This window comes from Pseudomonas alloputida, assembly GCF_021283545.2.
Classification (GTDB): domain Bacteria; phylum Pseudomonadota; class Gammaproteobacteria; order Pseudomonadales; family Pseudomonadaceae; genus Aquipseudomonas; species Aquipseudomonas alloputida.
Window position 1 is genome coordinate 2,640,364 of the sequence record NZ_CP128540.1, and the last position, 19,910, is coordinate 2,660,273.

16 protein-coding genes are annotated in these 19,910 nt (G+C 64.0%); 9 read left to right on the plus strand and 7 right to left on the minus strand.

Annotated features, from left to right (window positions below; all coding sequences use genetic code 11):
- The first annotated feature begins 46 nt into the window (after positions 1-46).
- On the plus strand, positions 47-2,134 hold the full coding sequence (locus LU682_RS12100; RefSeq protein WP_010954433.1) for a putative bifunctional diguanylate cyclase/phosphodiesterase: 2,088 nt from the start codon (positions 47-49) through the stop codon (positions 2,132-2,134).
- Here the strand turns inward: LU682_RS12100 and LU682_RS12105 are convergent.
- Both LU682_RS12105 and LU682_RS12110 read right to left on the minus strand, forming a co-directional pair.
- Complete coding sequence (locus tag LU682_RS12105) at positions 2,131-2,391, minus strand: DUF1652 domain-containing protein (RefSeq protein ID WP_003247746.1); 261 nt, start codon at positions 2,389-2,391, stop codon at positions 2,131-2,133. The genes LU682_RS12100 and LU682_RS12105 overlap by 4 nt on opposite strands.
- A gap of 274 nt (positions 2,392-2,665) precedes the next feature.
- The gene (locus LU682_RS12110) at positions 2,666-3,313 is read right to left on the minus strand and encodes a DUF1345 domain-containing protein (RefSeq protein WP_003247748.1); all 648 of its coding nucleotides are present in this window, start codon (positions 3,311-3,313) and stop codon (positions 2,666-2,668) included.
- 173 nt (positions 3,314-3,486) lie between these two features.
- Here LU682_RS12110 and pgm point away from each other — a divergent pair, with 173 nt between their 5' ends.
- From pgm to LU682_RS12130, 4 genes are all read left to right on the plus strand, one after another.
- Positions 3,487-5,124, plus strand: a complete 1,638-nt coding sequence (pgm, locus tag LU682_RS12115) for a phosphoglucomutase (alpha-D-glucose-1,6-bisphosphate-dependent) (RefSeq protein WP_010954431.1) — start codon at positions 3,487-3,489, stop codon at positions 5,122-5,124.
- A 78-nt stretch (positions 5,125-5,202) separates the two neighbouring features.
- A complete protein-coding gene (locus tag LU682_RS12120; protein WP_232885756.1) occupies positions 5,203-5,715 on the plus strand; it encodes a sigma-70 family RNA polymerase sigma factor in 513 nt (170 codons plus the stop codon).
- Positions 5,712-6,656, plus strand: a complete 945-nt coding sequence (locus LU682_RS12125) for a FecR domain-containing protein (protein WP_010954429.1) — start codon at positions 5,712-5,714, stop codon at positions 6,654-6,656. Before LU682_RS12120 ends, LU682_RS12125 begins: the two co-directional genes overlap by 4 nt.
- Positions 6,657-6,723: 67 nt before the next feature.
- Complete coding sequence (locus LU682_RS12130) at positions 6,724-9,129, plus strand: TonB-dependent receptor (RefSeq protein WP_010954428.1); 2,406 nt, start codon at positions 6,724-6,726, stop codon at positions 9,127-9,129.
- A 93-nt stretch (positions 9,130-9,222) separates the two neighbouring features.
- Here the strand turns inward: LU682_RS12130 and LU682_RS12135 are convergent, their stop codons facing one another.
- Entirely contained in the window at positions 9,223-9,639 is a 417-nt protein-coding gene (locus tag LU682_RS12135) for a RidA family protein (RefSeq protein WP_014590706.1), read from the minus strand.
- Complete coding sequence (locus LU682_RS12140) at positions 9,639-10,958, minus strand: flavin-containing monooxygenase (RefSeq protein ID WP_010954426.1); 1,320 nt, start codon at positions 10,956-10,958, stop codon at positions 9,639-9,641. Before LU682_RS12140 ends, LU682_RS12135 begins: the two co-directional genes overlap by 1 nt.
- Before the next feature lie 317 nt (positions 10,959-11,275).
- Here LU682_RS12140 and LU682_RS12145 point away from each other — a divergent pair, with 317 nt between their 5' ends.
- Both LU682_RS12145 and argE read left to right on the plus strand, forming a co-directional pair.
- Complete coding sequence (locus tag LU682_RS12145) at positions 11,276-11,953, plus strand: DUF1028 domain-containing protein (RefSeq protein WP_010954425.1); 678 nt, start codon at positions 11,276-11,278, stop codon at positions 11,951-11,953.
- Positions 11,946-13,106 carry an acetylornithine deacetylase gene (gene argE, locus LU682_RS12150; RefSeq protein WP_049587126.1) on the plus strand — a complete coding sequence of 387 codons (1,161 nt, stop codon included), beginning with the start codon at positions 11,946-11,948 and terminating at the stop codon, positions 13,104-13,106. The genes LU682_RS12145 and argE overlap by 8 nt, the downstream gene beginning before the upstream one ends.
- A gap of 42 nt (positions 13,107-13,148) precedes the next feature.
- Here the strand turns inward: argE and LU682_RS12155 are convergent, their stop codons facing one another.
- The 3 genes from LU682_RS12155 to LU682_RS12165 all read right to left on the minus strand — a co-directional run bounded on the left by LU682_RS12155 (position 13,149) and on the right by LU682_RS12165 (position 17,548).
- Positions 13,149-14,417, minus strand: coding sequence for a carbohydrate porin (locus LU682_RS12155; RefSeq protein ID WP_049587124.1), 1,269 nt, complete (start codon positions 14,415-14,417; stop codon positions 13,149-13,151).
- A 100-nt stretch (positions 14,418-14,517) separates the two neighbouring features.
- Positions 14,518-16,935 (minus strand): glucose/quinate/shikimate family membrane-bound PQQ-dependent dehydrogenase, encoded by a 2,418-nt coding sequence (locus LU682_RS12160; protein WP_010954422.1) that lies wholly within the window; start codon positions 16,933-16,935, stop codon positions 14,518-14,520.
- A 262-nt stretch (positions 16,936-17,197) separates the two neighbouring features.
- Positions 17,198-17,548, minus strand: a complete 351-nt coding sequence (locus LU682_RS12165) for a cupin domain-containing protein (protein WP_003247774.1) — start codon at positions 17,546-17,548, stop codon at positions 17,198-17,200.
- Positions 17,549-17,665: 117 nt separating this feature from the next.
- Between LU682_RS12165 and LU682_RS12170 the strand changes: the two genes are divergently transcribed.
- Both LU682_RS12170 and LU682_RS12175 read left to right on the plus strand, forming a co-directional pair.
- Positions 17,666-18,571, plus strand: a complete 906-nt coding sequence (locus tag LU682_RS12170) for a LysR family transcriptional regulator (protein WP_010954421.1) — start codon at positions 17,666-17,668, stop codon at positions 18,569-18,571.
- Between the two features lie 106 nt (positions 18,572-18,677).
- Entirely contained in the window at positions 18,678-19,877 is a 1,200-nt protein-coding gene (locus tag LU682_RS12175) for an MFS transporter (RefSeq protein ID WP_010954420.1), read from the plus strand.
- Positions 19,878-19,910: the final 33 nt, after the last annotated feature.

The following is a 19,910-nucleotide window of genomic DNA, read 5'->3' on the forward strand; positions in this document are numbered from 1 at the left end:
ATCGTCAGCTTTTGCCGGGCCCCCTTTCCCGGCGCTGGAACTCTCAATGCTGACCGGTAGCTACTCCTCTTCGCTGGTGTTGATTTCGCTGTGCGTGGCGATCCTGGCATCCTATACCGCCCTTGACCTGACCGGCCGCATCGCCACGGCCAAGGGCCGCGCTGCCTGCCTGTGGATGGGCGGCGGTGCGTTGGCCATGGGCATCGGCGTGTGGTCGATGCACTTCATTGGCATGCTTGCCTTCAGCTTGCCCATCGACTTGGGGTACGACCTGGCCCTGACCGCGTTCTCGCTGCTGATCGCTGTGCTGTCCTCGGGCTTTGCCTTGTGGCTGGTCAGCCAGCCGAGCCTGCCAGCGCTGCAGTTGGGGTTTGGCGCGCTGATCATGGGCGCCGGTATCGCTTGCATGCACTACACCGGCATGGCTGCCCTGCGCATGCTGCCGGGCATCGATTACGACCCGACGTTGTTCGGTGCTTCGCTGCTGATTGCCGTAGGCGCCTCGGCGGCGGCATTGTGGATCGCGTTCCGCCTGCGCAGACACACCCCCTATGTACGGCAGATCCGCGGCCTGGCGGCGGTGGTCATGGGCGTTGCCATCGTGGGCATGCATTACACCGGCATGGCAGCGGCGAATTTCCCCGAGGGCAGCTTTTGCGGCGCGCTGGGCGGCGGGTTGCAGGGGGACAGCCTGGTTTACCTAGTGCTGATCACCACGCTGGCAGTACTGGCAGTGGCTTTGCTGACTTCGGTGCTGGACGCGCGTCTCGAGGCACGTACAGCCGAGTTGGCCCGTTCGCTGACCTTGGCCAACCAGGAACTGACCCAACTGGCCTTGCACGACACCCTCACCGATCTGCCCAACCGTACCCTGCTGGCCGATCGCATCGAACAGGCCATCGCCAAAGTGGCGGAGCAGGGCGGCTGTTTTGCCCTGATGTTCATTGATCTGGACGGTTTCAAACCCGTCAACGATGCCTTTGGCCATCATATTGGAGACCTTCTGCTCAAGGCAGTGGCGGCCCGCCTGCGCGGCCACCTGCACAGCCAGGACACGCTGGCTCGGATTGGCGGCGACGAATTCGTGCTGCTGGTGGAGCTGCAGGAGCCGAACGATGCCATGGACGTGGCGGTCAAGCAGGTCAACCTGGTGTCCCGGCCTTTCCGCGTGGCCGAGCACGACCTGCAACTGTCGGCGAGCCTGGGCATCGTCCTGTATCCGGGCAACGGCCAGGACCAGCACGAGCTGCTGCGTAACGCCGACGCTGCCATGTACCATGCCAAAAGCGCCGGCAAGAACGGTTACAGCTTCTTCGATGTGTCGATGAACAGCAATGCGCGCCAGCAGTTGCAGCTGCTGCAGGACTTGCGCCTGGCGCTGGAGCAGCGCCAGTTCCGCTTGCATTACCAGCCCAAGTTCGACGCCCAGGCCTGCCAACCGATCGGTGCCGAAGCGTTGCTGCGCTGGGAGCACCCGCAGCAGGGCCTGCTGCTGCCTGACCGCTTCATCGGCCTGGCGGAAAAGACCGGGCTGATCATCCCCATTGGTGAGTGGGTACTCACTGAGGCCTGCCGTCAGATGCGTCAGTGGCTGGACCAGGGGCACCATGGCTGGCGCATGGCGGTGAACCTGTCGGCCATCCAGTTCTGCCATGCCGGTCTGGTCGACAGCGTGGCCCGCGCCCTGCAGCAGAACGGCTTGCCAGCCAACTGCCTGACACTGGAAATTACCGAAACCACCGCCATGCACGATGCCGATGCCAGCCTGACCGTGCTGCAGCGCCTGTCCGACATGGGCGTGGACTTGTCCATTGATGACTTTGGTACGGGCTATTCCAGCCTGATGTACCTCAAACGCCTGCCAGCCAACGAGCTGAAAATCGACCGCGGCTTCGTACGTGATCTGGAGCAGGACAGTGACGATGCAGCGATTGTTTCGGCAATCGTCGCACTGGGCCAGGCGTTGGGCCTGCGTATCGTTGCCGAGGGGGTTGAAACCGACAAGCAGCAGGACTTCCTGACCCGTCTGGGATGTGACTCGTTGCAGGGCTACCTGCTGGGCCAGCCCGTGCCGGCCGAGCAGTTCATGAGCAAGTTGCAGGCCATGGGCCCGGAACTCACTGCTGCGGGCTAGACTGCATCGCGCAAGGTAAAGGCGGGTATGAAGGCATCCATTTCCGCCTCGACGGCCTCGATGATGCGCTCTACATCGGCGGCGGCCATGATCGCTGCACAGGGGATACCCGCAATCGCCAGCAGGGTTTCACCGCTGGCGCGGTCGAACAGCCGCGCGACCATGCTGCGTGGCGCATCCATGCTGGCCTCGAAGCCCAACGGATGGAAATGCCAGCGCATCACCTGGCAGGCGTTGGGGAACGTCATCTTGTTCATGCCAGCCTCCTTGTCCGTACCTGGACGTGATGAGCGGGTGGCCACATCGATGCGGCCGCCGGGAAACTAAAGATAGCACCTGCTAGGCGCAATTTTCGCTTGCAAGTACGACAAATGTGCGAATGCATGACGCTGGTCACACCCTTGTCATGGGCGCAGTGTGACGGCTGGCTGCATGGCAAACGTTTTCCCGGCCGCAAGGTGCCAGGTAACCTTCGAATTTGGTGACTTTCGCGGACGTTCGACGCGCAGGTTTTTCAGACGAGCGGCTTGCTTAACCCAGCAACCCGGCGGCGATGTTGATAGTGAACCCCAGAATCGCCGTATTGAACACGAAGCCCACCAGCGAATGCGCCAGCACCACCCGCCGCAACCCACGCCCGGCGACGCCCACGTCTGAGGTTTGCACCGCCACGCTGATGGTGAACGAGAAGTAGTGGAAGTCCCAGTAATCCGGGTTGCGCTCGCCATCAGCGAAGCGCAGTGGGGGTTCGTGGTTTTGCCCGGTGTAGAACAGGCGGGCGTAGTGCAGGGTGAATATGCAGCCGATCAGCAGCCAGGAACCGGCGACGGTCAGGCCAGTGTAGAGATAGTGCACGGCCAGGGCCGTGCCTTGCAGGCCGCGGCTGGAGACCAGTTGCAGGGTGACCGCGGCAAGGCTGGCGATGGCGGCGATGCACACGGTCAGCAGGACCAGGCCGGCGTTCTCGTCTTCGACGCCGGCGACCTTGCGGACCTTTTCCGGGCTGGCTGTCCAGCTCAGGTAGAGCACCAGCAGCAGGTACAGCCACACCCCCAGGTTCCAGCCAGCGAGGATGTGCTGCACGGTATCACCGGCGGGGATCAGCCAGGCGCCAGCGAGGCCGACTGCAGCGGCGAGGCTCAGGCGAGGGTGGGTGCGGGTCAGACGATGGAAAGCCATGGAGCCTCGTTCACAAGGGGTATGGCTTGTACTCTAGACCGTCATAGGGTTGGGCGGGATGCGCAATACCCTGCAGGGCCTGGGGTTTCTTTGATGCCCCCATCGCACGGCATTGCAACTCTCAGTACACTGCACGTTCCAACACCAACATCCGTTGAACTCGAGGTTTTTGCATGACGCTCAGTCCTTTGGCAGGCAAGCCGGCTCCGGCCAGCGTGCTGGTCGATATTCCCCGGCTGCTTACCGCCTATTACACGGGCCGCCCAGACGCTACCGTGGCGGCCCAGCGCGTGGCCTTCGGCACCTCGGGGCACCGGGGCAGTTCGCTTGAATTGAGTTTCAACGAGTATCACGTCCTGGCCATTAGCCAGGCGATCTGCCTGTACCGCCAGGAAAAAGGCATCGATGGCCCGCTGTTCATTGGCGCCGATACCCACGCCCTGTCAGCGCCGGCGACCGCCAGCGCCCTGGAAGTGCTGGCCGCCAACGGCGTGCAGGTGATGCTGTCCAAGGATGACGAATACACGCCTACGCCGGCGGTTTCTCACGCCATCCTCTGCCACAACCGCGGCCGCACGCAGGGCCTGGCTGACGGTATCGTCATCACCCCGTCGCACAACCCGCCGCAAAGCGGTGGCTTCAAGTACAACCCACCCAACGGCGGCCCGGCCGACAGCGACGTGACCAAGTGGATCGAGGGCAAGGCCAACGAGCTGCTGGCGGCTAATCTGGCGGGCGTCAAGCGCATGGACCATGCCCAGGCGCTGCAGGCGCCGACCACCCACCGCCACGACTACGTCAGCAACTATGTGGCCGACCTGGAAAACGTCATCGATTTCGATGTCATCCGTGGCGCTGGGCTGCGCCTGGGCGTCGACCCGCTGGGCGGGGCAGGGGTACGCTACTGGTCGGCAATTGCCAAGCACTACCAGCTGGACCTGGAAGTGGTGAACACCGAGGTCGACCCGACCTTCCGCTTCATGACCGTCGACTGGGATGGTCAGATCCGCATGGACCCTTCCTCGCCGTATGCCATGCAGGGCCTGATAGGTCTGCGCGAGCGCTTTGACGTGGCCTTCGCCTGCGACCCGGACCACGACCGCCACGGCATCGTCACCCCTGACGGCCTGCTGCAACCCAACAACTACCTCGCCGTGGCCATCGACTACCTGTTCCGCCACCGCCCGCAGTGGCGCAGTGACGCCGCCGTGGGCAAGACCGTGGTCTCCAGCGGCCTGATCGACCGCGTTACCCAACGGCTGGGCCGCGATCTGTATGAGGTGCCGGTGGGCTTCAAGTTCTTCGCCCAGGGCCTGTTCGACGGTTCGCTCGGTTTTGGTGGCGAAGAAAGTGCAGGGGCTTCGTTCCTGCGTCGCGATGGCTCGGTGTGGGCCACCGACAAGGACGGGTTGATCCCGGCCTTGCTGGCCGCCGAAATGACCGCCCGTACCGGGCGTAACCCGAGCCAGGCTTATGCCGACCTGACCGAGGCGCTGGGCAAGCCGTTCGCCACCCGTGTCGAGGCCAAGGCCGATGCGCGGCAGAAGGCGTTGCTGAGCAAGCTGGCGCCGGAGCAGGTGAAGTCGACAGAGCTGGCCGGTGAGCCGATCGTGCAGATCCTCAGCCACGCCCCAGGCAATGGCCAGGCGATTGGCGGGCTTAAGGTGATGACGGCCAATGGCTGGTTCGCCGCGCGCCCGTCGGGTACTGAAGACATCTACAAGATCTACGCCGAAAGCTTCATCGACGAGGCGCATTTGCAGCGTCTGGTGGAGGAAGCACAAGTGCTGGTCGATGAAGCCATTGCCTGACCGGTAACAAACCGCTTGGTTCTGTGGTGTGATGTAAATTAGAATTAATCTTATTTACTCCGCCGCAGGACCCTCCTCATGATCGACGCCGCGCCGCCACCGGAGCCTGGCCTGCCTGCCCTGTACCGGGAGCATCGCGGCTGGCTTGAAGCCTGGCTGCGCCGGCGTATGGGCAATGCCTGGGATGCCGCCGACCTCAGCCAGGATACTTTTCTGCGCATTCTGGCCAGCGCCCAGCCGCTGGCAGACATACGCGAACCGCGTGCCTACCTGCTGACTGTGGGCAAGCGTTTGCTCAGCAACTTCCACCAGCGACGTAGCCTGGAGCAGGCCTACCTTGATGCGTTGGCGCAGTTGCCCGAGCAACACGTGCCGTCGCCAGAACAGCGCTGGGTACTGCTCGAAACCCTGCAAGCACTGGATGAATTGCTCGACGACCTCAAGCCGGCGATACGCAAGGCCTTTCTCTGGAGCCAGCTGGAAGGCTTGGGCTACGCCGAAATTGGCCAGCGCCTGGGCGTCTGCCAGCGCTCAGTGAAACGCTACATGGCGCAGGCTTACGAACATTGCCTGTTGGCCGAGTTGCAATGAGCCCCCACACCCCAGAAACCCGCGAGGCGCTGCGTGCTGCAGCCCGTTGGCTGGCATTACTGGATTCTGGCGACGCAAGCGAATCTGACCTGCAGCGTCTGGCGCAATGGCGCGCCAGCAGTCACCTGCACGAAGACGCCTGGCAAAAGGCATCACTGCTGCGAGCGCGATTTGCCGGGTTGCCCGGCGCATTGGCGATGGCCGCCCTGGATCGTCCGGATGCCGGTCGTCGGGCATTGCTCAAACAAGCCCTGGGTGTGACGGCGTTGTTGCCGGTGGCCTGGCTGGTGAGCCGTGAGCTGCCGCTGGATGCCTGGACCGCCGACATGCGCACCGCAGTCGGGGAGCGCAGGCAGGCACTGCTGAGCGACGGCACCTTGTTGCAGTTGAACACCGACAGTGCGGTCGATATCGAGCTGGGTGCAGGCCGCGTGGCACTGCTGCGCGGTGAAGTGGCCGTGAGCGTGCCCGCTAACCTGAGCCTCACCTTGCAGGTGCCTTACGGCCGGGTGGTGCTCAGTGAGGGCGAGGCGTGCCTGCGCCTGCTTGATGAGGCCTGCCGGGTGTCGGCGATCAAGGGGGCGGTCAGCCTGCAGCCGTTGCGGGGTCCAGCCGTGATGCTACAGGACGGCCAACAGGCCAGTTTGCAGGCGGCCGGCGTTGGCCCTGTCAAAGCGTTCGACGCATGGCAACTGGGCTGGCGCGAAGGTGCGCTACGGCTGGACGACCGACCGCTGGGCGAGTTGCTGCACGAACTGCGCAGGTATCGCCCCGGCGTACTGCGCTGGGCACCAGAACTGGAGCGCTTGCGTGTTACCGGCACGTTCCGCCTTGACGACACCGACCGGGTGTTGGCCCTGCTCGCCGCCAGCCTGCCGTTGCAGGTGCAGACCCGCACGCGTTATTGGGTGAGCCTGACCGCACGAGAAAATCGATCATGAGACTGTCCCCTTTTTTTCACTCGCCGGTCATTACCGGTAGGAGAAAATAAAAGGGGAGCCTTGTTCAATGCCTGCAGTAAAATCTTGCCGCCTGCGCCCACTGGCGCGCGCAGCACATCCATTGTTCGCGATGAGCCTGCTGTTGTGTGCACCCGCCTGGGCCGATGAGCCGGCCCGGCGTACGTTCCAGGTGGCGCCAGCCAGCCTGGGTGCCGCTTTGACCCATTTCGCCGACCAGGCCGGTGTCAGCCTTTCGCTGGACCCGGCATTGGTAGAGGGCCGGCAAAGTAACGGCTTGTCCGGTCGTTACAGTGTCGATGAAGGCTTCAACCAGTTGCTGCGCAGTAGCGGCCTGCAGGCGCTACCAGTGGGTGAGGGGGCCTTCACCCTGATGCCAGCCCCTCAGGCCAGTGGCGCGCTTGAAATCGCCCCCACCCGCATCGTCGGCGGCCTGGCCGCAGGCAACGAAGCGCAGCCGTATGCCGGTGGCCAAGTGGCACGCCAAGGGGCACAAGGTTTGCTCGGTTCGCGCGACTTCATGGAAACCCCGTTCAGCATCACCAGCTACACCAGCGACCTGGTCAAGAACCAACAGGCGCGCACCTTGGGCGAGCTGATTGCCAGTGACCCTTCAGTGCGTGCTACCAACCCGGCGGGCGGGCGTTTCGAGCAGTTCACCATTCGCGGCTTCAGCCTGTTCAACAGTGATGTGGCCTACAACGGTCTCTATGGCATCTTGCCGACCTATTCGATCGACATGGAAATGGCCGACCGGGTCGACATCATCAAAGGCCCCAGCCAGTTGATCAACGGCATTTCACCGCGTGGCAGCGTGGGCGGCGGTATCAACGTGCAGCCCAAGCGAGCCGCTGACAAGCCGATCACCGAATTCACCGGCAGCTACGCCTCGGCCGGCCAGGCTGGCGGCGCAGTGGACATCGGCCGTCGCTTTGGTGAAGGCCAGCAGTTCGGCGTGCGCTTCAATGGCGTGAAGCAGGCCGGTGATACCGAATGGGACCACCAGCGCGTCGACCGCGAAATGGCGGTGCTGGGCCTGGATTTTCGAGGCGAGCGCCTGCGTCTCTCGGCAGACCTTGGCCACACCGAACGCGACACTGACGCCCCGCAGGAGCGTGTGCTGGTCGGTGCCAATGCCAAGGTGCCCAATGCCAATGACGTACGCCACAACTACGCCCAGGCCTGGAGCAAGGCGCGTACCAACGACACCTTCGGTGCGCTGAACGCCGAGTACGATATCAGCGAATCGCTGCTGGCCTATGGTGCGGTTGGCGCGCGCAAGAGCAACCATGACTTCCTGCGCCATAACGTGTCGATCACCAACGATGCCGGCGACTTTACCGTGCAGCCGCGTGACTTTACCCGGGACGAGTCGGTGCGCACCGCCATGGCTGGTTTACGTCACTGGTTCCATACCGGGCCGGTGAGCCACGAGCTGAACCTGGCCGCCACCTATTACTACATGGACTTCACCAACGGCGGGGCGCGCTATGCCTCGGCGCCGAGCAACCTCTACGACCCGGTGGCCGCACCGACACCCGGTACGCCAACCCGCCTCGACCCCGAGGTCTACACGGAAAACCGCTTCTCCGGCGTGGCCCTGGCCGATACCCTTGGCTTTTTTGACGACCGCCTGCTGTTGACTCTGGGTGCGCGCTGGCAACGGGTGCAGGTGGATGACTGGAGCGACGGCATCAAAGGCGATACCGGCTATGACGAAGAAAAGGTCTCGCCTTCTGGGGGCGTACTGCTCAAGGTCACCGACCAGCTCTCGTTGTATGCCAATTACATGGAGGGCCTGAGCCAAGGCAAGATCGCCCCATCGACCTCGATCAACGAAGACCAGATCTTCCCGCCGTTCACCAGCCGCCAGATCGAGGTGGGGGCCAAGTACGACCTCGGCCAGGTGGCCTTTACCGCCAGCGCCTTCCGCATTCGCCAGCCGGCCTACGAGACCAACCCCACCTCGCGGGTGTTCGGCCCCAATGGCAAGCGTGACAACCGCGGCATCGAGCTGAGTGTGTTCGGTGAGCCGGTGCAGGGCGTGCGGGTGCTGGGTGGGGTGATGTATATCGACAGCGAGCTGACCGACACCGTCGGCGGTGCCTACGATGGCAACCGCGCGCCGGCCACGCCCGAATACAACGTCAATCTGGGGGCTGAGTGGGACGTGCCAGGGGTGAACGGCCTGACCTTCACAGCGCGCGGCATTCACTCAAGTTCCCAGTACCTGGACCAGAACAACAGCAAGCGCATCGATGGCTGGGAGCGTTATGACCTGGGCGCACGTTACGCCTTCAAGGTGGACGCCACCGAGGTTACCTTGCGGGCCAGTGTCGAGAATGTGCTCGATGATCGCTACTGGAGCTCGGCGGGGGCGTCGGATGACAGTGAGCCGGGGTTGACCCTTTCCACGCCGCGTACTTACCTGTTATCGGCAACCTTGGGCTTCTAGCTCAAAGCGCCGGGGCCGCTTTTCGCGGCCCGGGGGCACCCAGGCGTGGCTGGACGGCAGGTGGCAGTCACCACCCGCCATTCAGGCCTGCGGTCATTGCTGATCGGGAACCACGGCGATCACGTCGATCTCCATCAGCCACTCGGCCTGGGCCAACCCGGCCACCACCAACCCGGTGGAAATCGGGAACACGCCCTTGAGCCACTTGCCCACCTCCTTGTACACCGGCTCGCGGAAGCGCGGGTCGGTGATGTAGGTGGTGGTCTTGACGATGTGCGACAGGTCCGAGCCGGCTTCTTCAAGCAGTTGCTTGACGTTCTTCATCGCCTGTTCGGTTTGTGCGCGCGGGTCACCCAGGCCCACCAGCTTGCCTTCGAAGTCGGTACCGACCTGGCCGCGCACGTAGATGGTATTGCCCGCCCGCACGGCCTGACACAAGTCGTTGTCCAGGGTCTGGTTGGGGTAGGTTTCCTTTGTGTTGAACATGCGGATGCGAGTATGGGTAGGCATCAGTGGGCTCCGAGGGTGCTGACATTGCTGATCTTGGCGGTTTGCTGCTCATCCGCTGCGCGTTGCTCGCGGTCGCGGTAGGCGGTGTAGGTGCGTTGTGTGGCGATGTGGCCGGCGACGTGCTTGGCGTCGTGCCACACCCCCCAGATGAACGATGAACCACGGCGCGACAACCACGGCAGGCCGAGGAAGTACACGCCAGGTTCACGGGCCACACCACGCTGGTGCTGGGGCTTGCCGTTGGCATCGAAGGTGTCTACCTGCAGCCAGCTGAAGTCCACGCCGTAACCGGTGGCCCATATGATGCTGCTGACGCCGGCCTTGGCCAGGTCCAGCTGCTGCAGCGGGTTGCGCATGCACTCCGGGTCGGCCAGTCGCTGGCGCGCTTCGGGCTCTTCCGGCAGGTCCAGGCCGTTGCGTTCGATGTAGGCATCGGCCGCATCCAGCAGGGCCAGGTAGTTGTCGTCGCCGCGATTGATGTTCTCGACCAGGTTGTCCTGGAAGCGCGCGACGCCGTTTTCGAACGACTGGGTCAGGCCGACCAGGGTCATGCCCTGGTGGGCGAGGGCACGGAAGTCCACGGTGTGGCCACCACGGGCGCCACTGACCGCGATGGTCACATGCTCGCGACCGGGCTTGGCAATTTCCGCGTCCCACTCGCCCAGCACGCCCAGCCACCAGCAGAAGTCGCGGTTGCGGTAGGCACGCGGCGGGCGGTCGTGGGCGCCGACCGACAGGTACACCTGGCGTCCGGCGCGCATCAGCTCTTCGGCAATCTGCACGCCGGAAGAGCCGGCACCGACCACCAGTACCGCGCCTTCAGGCAACTGCTCTGGGTTGAAGTAAGCGGCGGAATGAATCTGGTGCAGGTTGCTGTCTTTCGGCGCGATGGCCGGGATCACCGGTTTCTGGAACGGGCCGGTGGCGGCGACTACGCGATTGGCGCGAATCACGCCTTCACTGGTGTCGATGGTGAAGCCAGGGCGGTCGCTGTTACGCACCACGCGCTTCACTTCAATGCCGGTGCGCACGGGCAGGTTGTACTTGCGTACGTACTGCTCGAAGTAGTCGGCCACCTGGTCCTTGCCGGCGAATGCATCGGCGTCGAGGTTGAATTCCAGCCCCGGGAAGCGGTCGTGCCAGGCCGGGCCGTTGGCGACCAGCGAGTCCCAGCGGCCGGTACGCCAGGCCTGCGCGATGCGGTTGCGCTCCAGTACCAGGTGCGGCACGCCAAGCTTGCTCAGGTGTTCGCTCATGGCCACGCCGGCCTGGCCGGCGCCGACGACGAGGGTGTCGATTTCGAGGTTGTTCAGTGTCATGTCCGAGCCCTTGTTCAGGCGGTTTTTGTCAGGTCGGTTTGGAGGACCGCCGTTGCCTGGAGCCAGACTAGGGATGCCGTGGAAATGGCGAAAATAGTATTTAGCTGGTACTTGCCGATAAAACGGCGAAGGCCTTGAGTTTTCTGGCCTGTGGGGCAGGTTGGCCGGGTGGGTGGCGTGGTTTTTCGAGCGGGTGCAGAGAGCGGGCCCTAGAGCATAGTTTTTTCCTGCCTACCCCCTCGGAAAAAGGTCGTTTCGCCCGCCCGAAGGTTCCACTCAGAATGCCGTGTATCGCACAGCACAACAGGAACCATGACATGACGTTCTCCATCATTGGTCGTTGCCAGGAAACCGGCCAGGTCGGTATCGCCATCAGCTCGTCGAGCATCGCCGTGGGTGCTCGTTGCCCCTGGGTGCGTGCCGGTGTGGGCGCAGTCTCGACCCAGAACATCACCCTGCCGGCGCTGGGCCCGCAGATTCTCGATGCCCTGGAGCATGGCCAGTTGCCGCCCGCCGCTGCGCTGGACAGGGTGCTCAGTGCCAATGGCTGGAGCGAGTACCGCCAGGTCACGGTGATCGACAGCCACGGCCAGGTGGCCCTGTTCACCGGGCGGGAAGCACTGGGCACACACCATGCAATGGCCGGCGAACAATGCGCGGCGGCTGGCAACCTGCTGTCCTCGACCCAGGTGATCGAAGCCATGGTGCTGGCTTTTGAACAGGCCGGCGGCCACCTGGCCGACCGCCTGCTGGCAGCCATGCACGCGGCGATGGCAGCGGGTGGCGAAGCCGGGCCCGTGCACTCGGCGGCGCTGAAGATTGCTGGCGAGCTGACCTGGCCGCTGGTGGACCTGCGCGTCGATTGGGCCGACAGCGACCCGATCGGCGTGCTCGATGGCCTGTGGCAAGCCTATCGCCCGCAGATGCAGGATTACGTCACCCGCGCCCTCAACCCGACCGCCGCGCCAAGCTATGGGGTGCCGGGCGATGAGTGAATTTGCCAGTCGCGCGCTGCTGGCCCGGCTGATCGGCTTTGCCACGGTGAGCCGCGACTCCAACCTGGCGCTGATCGGTTTTATCCGTGATTACCTGGCCGAGCTGGGGGTGGAGTGCGAGCTGTTCCATAACCCGGAGGGCACCAAGGCCAACCTGTTCGCCACTGTCGGCCCCAGGGATGTTGGTGGTGTGGTGCTGTCTGGGCATACCGATGTGGTGCCGGTGGATGGCCAGGCCTGGACAGTCGAGCCGTTTGCCCTGAGTGAGCGTGACGGCCGCCTGTATGGCCGCGGCACGGCCGACATGAAAGGCTTTATCGCCTCGGTGTTGGCTGCTGTGCCCGCGTTTCTCGCGCAGCCGTTGCGCATGCCGGTACACCTGGCGTTTTCCTATGACGAAGAAGTCGGTTGTTTGGGCGTGCGCTCGATGCTGGCTGCCCTCCAACAGCGCCCGTGTAAACCACGGCTGTGCCTGATCGGTGAACCCACCGAACTCAAACCGGTACTGGGGCACAAGGGCAAGCTGGCAATGCGTTGCCAGGTGCAGGGCGCAGCGTGCCATTCGGCGTACGCGCCGTATGGGGTGAACGCCATCGAGTATGCGGCGAAACTGATTGGCAAGTTGGGTGAAATCGGCGAGGCCCTGGCACTGCCGGTTCATCACGACGAGCGCTTCGATCCACCGTTCTCCACGGTGCAGGCCGGCGTGATCAAAGGGGGCAGGGCGCTGAACATCGTGCCGGACGAGTGCGAGTTCGATTTCGAAGTGCGTGCGCTCCCCGGGTTCGAGGCGCAGGCGGTCGCCGACCAGTTGCAAACCTATGCTGAAGCCGAGTTGCTGCCGCGTATGCGCAAGGTCAATACCGCCAGCGCCATTCGCCTGGCGCCGCTGAGTGCCTATCCGGGGCTGGCGACACCGGAAGACAGCGAGGCTGCGCGGTTGGTGGCGCTACTCAGCGGTTCGGATACGTTCGGCACGGTAGCGTTTGGTACCGAAGGTGGCTTGTTCGACCAGGCGGGCATCCCCACCGTGGTGTGCGGCCCTGGCAGCATGGACCAGGGCCACAAGCCGGATGAGTTTGTCAGTGTCGAGCAGTTGCGCGGCTGTGATGCCATGCTGCTGAGGCTGGTGGACTACCTCAAACAGGCTTGAGGGTTGCGCCGGCGGATGGGGCCGCAGTGCGGCCCCGGCGGTTCAGAAGGTCGCCTTGACCTGCAGGCCGACCACGAGTGCGTTGTCGATGTCTTTGCCCGAGAACGCCCCTGGCTCGATGATGTATTGCACGTCCGGGCGCAGGTTCAGCCATGGCGTGGCCTGGTAGCCGTAGCTCAGTTCGATCAACTGTTCGGCGCTGTCGATGTCCGGGAACTGCTGGCCCGCGTTGAACGCGGCATCTTCCAGCACATCGCGGCTACGCGGGTTGGGTACGGCGCGGCCGTAACCCAGTGCCACGGTATCCTTCGGGCGGCCTTCGAACGGCTTGTACAGCACCACGCCGGCGCCATACCACTTGGTGAACGGCGAAGCGGCCTTGCTCGACGCCGAGTACTGGCCGAAGGCGTGCAGGCTTCGGCCTGGGGAGGCCTGGTCGTTCCACACCGCCTGGTCGACCAGCAGGTAATGGCCACCTCGGCCGGACACTTCATCATCGCTGCCGATGCGTTTCACATCAGAGCTGTCGTAGTAGTAACCAAGCTTGTACTCGCCTGGCAGTTCACCCTGCAGCTTGTATACCAGTTCTACCGGTACCACGGTGCCGGTGGTGTGCTTGGGCCCCAGGTGCCAGGCGCGGCTGGAGTTGCCGTTGCTTTCGGGGTCGACGTTGAACGCCGCCACGCGCAACTGCCAGGCAGGTGACAGGTCGTACTTCACGCGCACGCCGAGGTGGGCGTTGGGGTAATTGGTCCAGCCACTGCCGCCCGACATGTTCAGCGGGTGGCCGCAGAAGCCGGCGTTCATGAAATTGCACAGGATGCCGCTGTCCAGGCCGCCGAGGTCGTTGCCCATGGCCATGTAGCCCAGCTTGACGTTGAGCGCCGGGGTGAACAGTGTGCGCTCGTAGCTCAGCTCGGTCAGGCGGGTGTACAGGCCACCGTAGTTTTCCTGGATTGGCAGGCGGTTGCCGACCAGGTCTTCCGAGGCGCTGTTACCGCGACGGTCGTTGATGGTCAGCTGGACCTTGCCGCCGTTGTCCAGGCCGTACAGTTTCGACAGGTCGAACTGCACGCCCAGCTTGACGTTCTGCGAATAGCGCGCCGAACGGTGCAGGCCACCGTGGGCGTTGTAGGCGGTTTCACCGCTGTAGTCGCCGGTGATCTTGACGCCGTCTTCTTCGAGTTGATGGCGCAGGCCGCCCCAGTCACCGGTCAGGGTGCTGCGGGTCATGAGATCGTCGCTGGCAAGGGCAGTGGTGCTGGCCAGGGCCAGCAGCAGGGTGGGGGTGATGCGAATTGCGGATGGCATTACAGAATCTCGGGTTGTCTTTGAGGGGCATTCGCGGGCAAGCCCGCTCCTACAGGGGCCTTGTAGGAGCGGGCTTGCCCGCGAAGCAGGCGACGCGGTTTTACGGCAGAGCGTAAGAAATCACATAGTCGCCACGGTCAGTCGACTGGCGGGCGCCGCCAGCAGTGATCACCACGTACTGCTTGCCGGTCTTCGGCGAGACGTAGGTCATCGGGCCGCCCTGGCTGCCCACGGGCAGGCGAGCCTTCCAGATTTCGTTACCGTTGCTGCTGTCGTAGGCGCGCAGGTAGAAGTCCTGGGTACCTGCGATGAACACCAGGCCGCCTTGGGTCGACAGGGTGCCGCCAAGGGTTGGCAGGCCGATCTTGATCGGCAGGTGCATGCGGATGCCGAGCGGGCCGGTGTCTTCAACGGTGCCTACCGGCACCTGCCAGGCCACCTGGCGGGTCTTCATGTCGATGGCGGTCAGGGTGCCAAACGGCGGTGCCTGGCATGGAATGCCGGCGACCGACAGGAAGCGGTTCTTGTTCACGGCATACGGGGTGCCCTTGAGCGGTACCGCGCCCATGCCAGTGTTCAGTGCTTCGCCACCGGAAGCCGCGCCACCTTTGTTCTGCGACGGGATCATCTGGATCCACAGGCCCAGACGCATGTCGTTGACGAAGATGAAGCCATGTACCGGGTCGGTAGAAATGCTGCCCCAGTTCATGCCACCCAGCGAACCCGGGAAGCTCAGCGACAGGTCGGTACCCGGCGCGGTGTACAGGCCGTCGTAGCGCATCTTCTTGAAGTCGATGCGGCATAGCAGCTGGTCATACGGGGTGGCGCCCCACATGTCCGATTCGGTCAGGGTCTGCGCGCCGATCTGTGGCATGCCCACCGACTTGGGCTGGGTTGGGGAGTACGGCTCGTTCGGGATGTTGCTTGGCTTGACCGGTACTTCGTCGACCTGGGTCAGCGGCTTGCCAGTGGCGCGGTCGAGCACGTAGATCTGCCCGGCCTTGGTGCCGATCACCACCGCAGGCACCGACTGGCCGTCGTCCTTGGTGAAGTCGATCAGGCTTGGCTGCATGGGCAGGTCGAAGTCCCAGAGGTCGTTGTGCACGGTCTGGAACACCCATTTCTGGTTGCCGGTGGTGGCGTCCAAAGCCAGCACCGAAGCGCCGTAAGTGTGGTCCAGTTTGCTGCGCTCAACGCCGTAGATGTCGGTGGAGGACGAGCCCATCGGCAGGAACACGGTGTTCATTGCCGGGTCGTAGGACATCGGTGCCCAGCTGTTCGGGGTGCTGCGCACGTAGGTCTTGTCGCCCTGCGGAGCCTGGCGGTCTTCCGGGTTGCCCGGGTCGAAGGCCCAGCGCATTTCACCGGTGATCACGTCAAAACCACGGATCACGCCGCCTGGCATGTCGGTCTGGACGTTGTCGGCAACACGGCCGCCGACCACTACGGTAGTGCCGGCCATCAGCGGTGCCGAGGACAGCTGGTAGTAGGAGTCCGGGACATCACCCAGGCCTGCCTTGAGGTCGACCTGGCCGTTGTTGCCGAAGCCCTGGCAGAACTCGCCGGTGTCGGCGTCGACGGCAATCAGGCGGCCGTCGATGGTGTTGGTCAGCAGGCGACGCTGGCAGTTGGCACCGGCCGCTACGCTAACGCCGGTGATCGGCGAGCTGTTCGGCTGGGTTGGCTGGGCGATGGCGGCAGTGGCGTCGAAGTAGGCCATGCCACGGCAACGCTGCCAGACCTTGGACTGGGCGTTGATTTCGTTCTTCCACAACTCTTTGCCGGTGTCGGCATCGAGTGCGATCAGGTTGTTGTGCGGGGTGCAGATGAACACCTTGCTGCCGATCTGCAGCGGGGTGAGCTGGTCTTCGGCACCGTTGCCGTCACTGATTGCAACGTCGCCGGTTTGGTAGGTCCAGGCCACTTTCAGCTTGTTGACGTTGTCCCGGTTGATCTGGTCAAGCGCGGCGAAGCGGCTGCCACCTTCGGTGTTGCCGTAGTGGGCCCAGTCTTTCTGTTCCTTGCCGGTTTCGACCGGGGTCATGCCCGGGCCTTTGCCGGTGGGCGCGACGCTTGGGTGAGCAACGAACATGTTGCCGACCGCGACCACCAGTACCACGGCCATTACCCCGGCGACGCCGTAGGCACCGCGGCCGGCGCTGGCGCCGTTGGCACGCGCCAGCAGCGGGTAGACCAGCGCCACGACCATGCCGATTGCGCCGAACATGAACAGGCGCGAGAACAGCGGCCAGAACACCAGGCCCGCATCGATCAGTGCCCAGATGGCAGTACCGACCAGGAACACGGCATACAGCCAGGCGCCCGCCTTCTTGCGGCGAGCAATGAGGACACCGGCGATGGCCATGGCCAAGCCGCCGATCAGGAAGTACCAGGAACCGCCCAGACCGGCGAGCTTGACGCCGCCGGCAGCGAGGAGGAGGCCGAGCAGGGCGATGATCACGCCCAGGCCGACCAGGATGAAGTTTGTGGCGCCAGAGGCGCGCGGTGTTTCTTTCATGCCAGGGATCTCAGCAGGTGGAATGCGCGCAGTTTAAGCCCTTAGCTTGCTAATTAACAAGTTGGTACATAATTGAGCGAGGCTGATTGTCGCAGGGCTGAACTTACGAAGATGTGGCCAAAAGTATAGATAAGGTGCTGAAAAACGCATTGAACGAGGCGTTTATGACGCGTCTTCGATTTGTATTCATGCTTTGGTCGTAAGCCCAACCTTGCACGGCGACGGGACAACTGCGCCTTGTGCACGGGCAGGCATGGCCCCTTCAGGCAGGCCATGGGGTGCTGCTGCTATAGAACACCGCGAGCCAGATGGTGGCCGTGCCGGGCGCGGTCCATTCCACGCGGTGGCGGTCGTGCGGGGGGATGTCCAGACAATCGCCCGGCGCCAGCAGGCGGGTGTGGTGCTCGTGCTCGAAACGCAGGGCGGCAGCACCACTGAGCAACATGATCCACTCGCCTTCGGCCTGGTCGTACCAGAAGCCGGGTGGGCTGGCCTGCCCGCTGGAGACGATACGCTCCACGCGGATGCCAGGGCGGCTGAGCAGTTCGTCGACACGTTCGGCGCTGGCGGGGTCGCAGGGCGGCAGGGCGGTCAGCAGGTTGTTCAGGGTCATGGTAAGCCTCCTTGGAAATGGGTGGATTCCACTATGGACGCAATCGCCTTGGCGCGCGCGGCTTGACCCGCCCGGCTGTTTGTAAGAACTTTCCGAGTTTTGGAAGACGGGCTGAACATGGACAAGCTTCTGGCGATGAAAATGTTCGTGGCCACTGTCGATGCCCAAGGCTTTTCTGCTGCCGCGCGCAGGCTAGGGCTGGCGACATCGTCGGTGACACGTCTGGTCGATGCCCTGGAAGCGTCGCTGGGCGCCACCTTGCTCAACCGCTCGACGCGCCAGGTCAGCCTGACCGAGGCTGGCGCCCGTTACTACCAGCGGGCACGGGGCATTTTTGAAGCACTGGACGAGGCGGATGCCAGCATCGCCGATCGCGGCGAGGAGCCTGTGGGTGTACTGCGCCTGAGCCTGCCAGTGGAGTTCGGCCGGCGGGTCATCGCCCCGCACCTGGGGCCATTCCTGGCGCAGCACCCGGCACTGGAACTGGACATCGACCTCAGCGACCGCCTGGACGACTTGCTTGACGGGCGCTATGACCTGTCGATTCGCCTGGGTGACCCCTCGCCCAATGACGAGCTGGTGTGCCGCCGGCTCGGCGGTTTTCAGCGTTGGCTGGTGGCCAGCCCGGCCTACCTGGCCGGGCGTGAGCCACTGCAGCATCCCCAGGAGTTGCTTGACCATGCCTGCCTGCGTTTTCGCTATGGTCAGAAAGCGCGCCCCTGGCGCCTGACCTGTGGCCAGGACAGCCTGGAACTGGACGTAAGTGGGCCACTGCGCAGCGCCAATGCCGACATGTTGCGTGAAACGGCACTGGCAGGCAGTGGTATCGCACTGCTGGCCGACTGGCTGGTACGCGAGGATGTGTTGGCAGGGCGCCTGCAGCGAATATTCCCCGACTGGCAGGCCAGTCCTGGCGCAGCCAATAGCAGCATCAACGCCCTGTATATGCCCAACCACCGGGGCTCACGGCGGGTAAACGCATTCATCGACTTTTGCGAAAATTTGCTCATACACGGTCACTAGTGTTGCGCAGTGCGCAAAGCCGCATTGCGCCACCGCCGGATTCTCGGTGCTGACGTCCATGGGTAAGGTGGCCGGCATATACCCCACCCTTGTCGAGGAACTTCGCATGAACCCCTACCTTGCGACAGCGCAACCGGCAGCCGCCAGCCTGAGCCGGGCTCTGGTAGTGCTGCTGGCGTTCTGCTGCGGCGCGATCGTCGCCAACATCTACTACGCCCAGCCCATCGTCGGGCTGATCGCCCCGGACCTGGGGCTGTCCACCGAGCATGCCAGCCTGATCGTTTCCCTCACTCAGCTGGGCTATGCCCTGGGCCTGTTATTGCTGGTACCGCTGGCCGACCTGCTGGAGAACCGCCGCCTGATGGTGGCCACCGCGGTCCTGGCCTGCGTCAGTCTACTGCTGGCAGGCACCAGCAGCAGTGGCCAGGGGCAGCTGTTCCTGGGTTACGCACTGCTGATCGGCTTCAGTTCGGTGTCGGTGCAGATGCTCATCCCGCTGGCGGCGCATCTGGCGCCGGAACAGCAGCGTGGTCGTGTGGTCGGTAACATCATGGGCGGCTTGTTGCTGGGCATCCTGCTGGCGCGACCGCTGTCGAGCGTGGTGGCCGACCACTTCGGCTGGCGTGCGGTGTTCATTGGCGCCGCCGGGGTAATGCTGGCGATCATCCTGTTGCTGTCATTGACCTTGCCGCAGCGGCGGCCCGAGCACAAAGCCAGCTATACCGGGCTAATGCTGTCGCTGCTCACACTGCTGCGTCGTTATCCACTGTTGCGTCAGCGTTCGTTGTACCAGGCATTGATGTTTGCAGCGTTCAGCCTTTACTGGACGGCAGTGCCGATGGCGCTTGCCGGGGAGCATGGCCTGTCACAAAGCCAGATCGCCGTGTTCGCCCTTGTCGGCGCGGTGGGCGCCGTAGCTGCGCCCTTGGCCGGCCGCCTGGCCGATGCCGGGCATGCCCGCGCCGCTTCGCTGCTGGCGCTTTTGCTGGCGCCGGCGGCCTTGTTGCTGGGGCTGACAGTGCCGGGTTACAGCGTGATTGGCCTGGGCCTTACCGGCGTGTTGCTGGACTTTGCGGTGCAGATGAACATGGTCATCGGCCAGCGTGAAGTGTACGCACTGGACCCGGCCAGCCGCGGGCGGCTGAATGCGGTGTACATGACCAGCATCTTCCTCGGCGGGGCGCTGGGGTCGGCGGTGGCCAGTGCGCTGTTCAGCCAGTTTGGCTGGCAAGGCGTGGCACTGGTGGGGGCGGGGTTGCCGGGTGTGGCGCTGGTTGTGTTTCTACTCAAAGCACGCCGGGGTTGAACCGTTACGCGGTGCAGGGCACGGGCTTCGCCC

Coding starts and splice junctions, on each gene's coding strand:
- LU682_RS12100 (WP_010954433.1), top strand. CDS start 47: ATGCTGACCGGTAGCTACTCCTCTTCGCTGGTGTTGATTTCGCTGTGC.
- LU682_RS12105 (WP_003247746.1), bottom strand. CDS start 2,391: ATGAACAAGATGACGTTCCCCAACGCCTGCCAGGTGATGCGCTGGCAT.
- LU682_RS12110 (WP_003247748.1), bottom strand. CDS start 3,313: ATGGCTTTCCATCGTCTGACCCGCACCCACCCTCGCCTGAGCCTCGCC.
- pgm (WP_010954431.1), top strand. CDS start 3,487: ATGACGCTCAGTCCTTTGGCAGGCAAGCCGGCTCCGGCCAGCGTGCTG.
- LU682_RS12120 (WP_232885756.1), top strand. CDS start 5,203: ATGATCGACGCCGCGCCGCCACCGGAGCCTGGCCTGCCTGCCCTGTAC.
- LU682_RS12125 (WP_010954429.1), top strand. CDS start 5,712: ATGAGCCCCCACACCCCAGAAACCCGCGAGGCGCTGCGTGCTGCAGCC.
- LU682_RS12130 (WP_010954428.1), top strand. CDS start 6,724: ATGCCTGCAGTAAAATCTTGCCGCCTGCGCCCACTGGCGCGCGCAGCA.
- LU682_RS12135 (WP_014590706.1), bottom strand. CDS start 9,639: ATGCCTACCCATACTCGCATCCGCATGTTCAACACAAAGGAAACCTAC.
- LU682_RS12140 (WP_010954426.1), bottom strand. CDS start 10,958: ATGACACTGAACAACCTCGAAATCGACACCCTCGTCGTCGGCGCCGGC.
- LU682_RS12145 (WP_010954425.1), top strand. CDS start 11,276: ATGACGTTCTCCATCATTGGTCGTTGCCAGGAAACCGGCCAGGTCGGT.
- argE (WP_049587126.1), top strand. CDS start 11,946: ATGAGTGAATTTGCCAGTCGCGCGCTGCTGGCCCGGCTGATCGGCTTT.
- LU682_RS12155 (WP_049587124.1), bottom strand. CDS start 14,417: ATGCCATCCGCAATTCGCATCACCCCCACCCTGCTGCTGGCCCTGGCC.
- LU682_RS12160 (WP_010954422.1), bottom strand. CDS start 16,935: ATGAAAGAAACACCGCGCGCCTCTGGCGCCACAAACTTCATCCTGGTC.
- LU682_RS12165 (WP_003247774.1), bottom strand. CDS start 17,548: ATGACCCTGAACAACCTGCTGACCGCCCTGCCGCCCTGCGACCCCGCC.
- LU682_RS12170 (WP_010954421.1), top strand. CDS start 17,666: ATGGACAAGCTTCTGGCGATGAAAATGTTCGTGGCCACTGTCGATGCC.
- LU682_RS12175 (WP_010954420.1), top strand. CDS start 18,678: ATGAACCCCTACCTTGCGACAGCGCAACCGGCAGCCGCCAGCCTGAGC.